Annotated in this window: 2 protein-coding genes; both read left to right on the forward strand. The window is 67.9% G+C overall.

Annotation, left to right across the window (positions count from 1 at the left end):
- On the forward strand, positions 1-964 hold a 964-nt coding region (locus N866_RS18265; protein WP_034229416.1), incomplete at its 5' end, for an AAA family ATPase.
- A gap of 56 nt (positions 965-1020) precedes the next feature.
- The coding region (locus N866_RS18270; protein WP_155855480.1) for a S8 family serine peptidase at positions 1021-2236 on the forward strand (1216 nt) is incomplete at its 3' end.

Here is a 2236-nt window from a genome sequence, read left to right on the forward strand (position 1 = left end):
GGGACCGGTGGATCAGGGCTCAGCGTTCCTTCAAGCCGCCCGCGCGGTGGTTGAGGAGGAGCGCAAGAAGGGGCACCGGCTCCTCGCCGGTGAACTCGAGGAAGCGCTGAGCGATCCACGACGGCCTGGCGCGCGGGAGCCGTTGTCACTGCGCCCAGTTCCGAAGGGCAGGGATGAGCGGCCGCTGTTGAGCCTGACGAAAGCTCGATGGTCATTCGCCGACCTGGTGCACGCACCCGTGGTCGAATCCGCGCTGGTGGACCTCGTGCGCGAGAACGAGCACAGGACCCTCCTCGTTACCCACGCTCTCCGGCCTCGTCAGCGCCTCCTGCTGGTTGGACCATCGGGTACGGGCAAGACCGCAACCGCGCACGCCATGGCCGCCGAGTTGAGCCTGCCCGTCGCGTCGGCGAACCTCGCTGCCCTCACGTCGTCGTACCTCGGCGAGACGGCCCGCAACGTCGAAGCGATCGTGCGCTTTGCCGAGACCACGCCCTGTGTTCTCCTGCTCGATGAGTTCGACGCTCTGGCCAGCGAGAGGTCGACCCCCGGCGACCACGGTGAACTCCGCCGCGTCGTCGCGACGGTCCTGCAGGTACTCGACGATGTCCGCGGCGAGTCCCTTGTCGTGGCGACCAGCAATCATCCGCAGATGCTCGACTCTGCAGTCTGGCGCAGATTCGACGACGTAATCCGCCTCCCACGCCCCGGCTACGCGGAGATGCGGCGCCTACTGCAGGTCAAACTCAACGGGATGCGCGGCGATGTGGACCTCTCCGCCTGGGCGCGACGTCTGAAAGGTGCTTCCGGCGCCGACGCTGAGTTGATCTGCACTGATGCGCTCCGACATGCGGTGCTCGACGGAGCGCCGACCGTCACGGACGAGCACATGGTGGAGTCCATGGCTAGGCTTCGTGCCCGCCGACGTGCGGTCAAAGCCCCCACCGGAGATCTGACCGATTGAGTGGAGAGTAGGCGCGCCAAGACCGATCCGTCGTTAGGTGGGCGTACCTTCGTGGCGTGACGCAGGGGACCCTCGAATTTCCGGAGCGTGAACACGCCCACCTGCGGCTTGCGCGACAACTCCCGGCTGGCACTCGGGTTGCCCGCCCATTCCGCTACCCCCGGCCTGTCAACTATCCCGATCAGCCGGGGCACGGCGCGAAGCTCCGGCGGGAGTTGGCGCAACTGCGCGCGATCCATGCGAAGCGGACGAGTGTCTTGGGCGTCGACCCGGAGAACGTCGCCGTGCTCCGGTTCAACGCACCGCCCGACGACAGGGCGCTGAGTGCTGCCGGACTCACGGTCCTCGAGTGGTTCACCGACCGTGTCGTCGTGACCTCTCCGGGAGACCCGCAGCTCGGCGGACTGGCGGAGCGGCTCGAGCAGTACCAGGCGGGCCCCCGGGCCGCGGATAGTGCCGGGGAGTCAGTGAGTGAATCGGATGACGCCGGCACCTCGGAGGACCGCCCCGGCAGAGCTCGGTACCAAGCCCTCTTCGACCTGATAGACGAAGTCCGTGCCTTGAGCGCGGATGAGATCGTGACGGCCGACGCGGCCGCCTTCATTGGAGCTTCAGCGCGTGACGCCGCCCTGCTGCTGGACGTGGAGTGCTGGTGCCCCGAGGATGAGGCTGATGCGCGGCAGCGTCATGAGGCGACGGCCGCCGCTGTCGAAGCCGGTGACGGGCGGGTCATGGACCGATCGCTGCGGCACCGGAGCGGTCTCTCCCTCCTGCGGATTGAGGGCAGCCCAGAGCTCGCTCGTGAGCTGGCGCGAGTTCCTCATGTCCGGCGCATCGATCGGATCCCTCGGCCGCTCGTGAGTCACCGAGAGGCTCACGCCGGGGGCGCTGAACTCTTGCCGCCGGTCCTCTCGCCAGACCGAGACGCGCCACTCATCGCCGTCGTAGACAGCGGCGTTCGCAGTGGGCATCCGCTCATTGGGCCGGCGTTTGCGGGCGCCGAAGCGTCCGACGGGCTTGACGCCGCCACCGACGGGTCCGGGCACGGCACGTTCGTGGCCAGCCTCGCGCTGCATGGCAGCCTCGAGGCGCTGATCGAAGACAAGAGAACGCCCGTCACCCCTGCTGGGCGACTGCTGAGTGTGCGCGTCCTAGACGATCGGAACGAGTTCCCTGACACCGACCTGTGGGAGAACGAACTTCTCGGCGCGATGGCGCTGGCCGTACGCCGGGGCGCGCGCATCATCAACCGGCTCTTCACAATCGAGGGTG

This window comes from Actinotalea ferrariae CF5-4, from assembly GCF_000603945.1.
Taxonomy (GTDB): domain Bacteria; phylum Actinomycetota; class Actinomycetes; order Actinomycetales; family Cellulomonadaceae; genus Actinotalea; species Actinotalea ferrariae.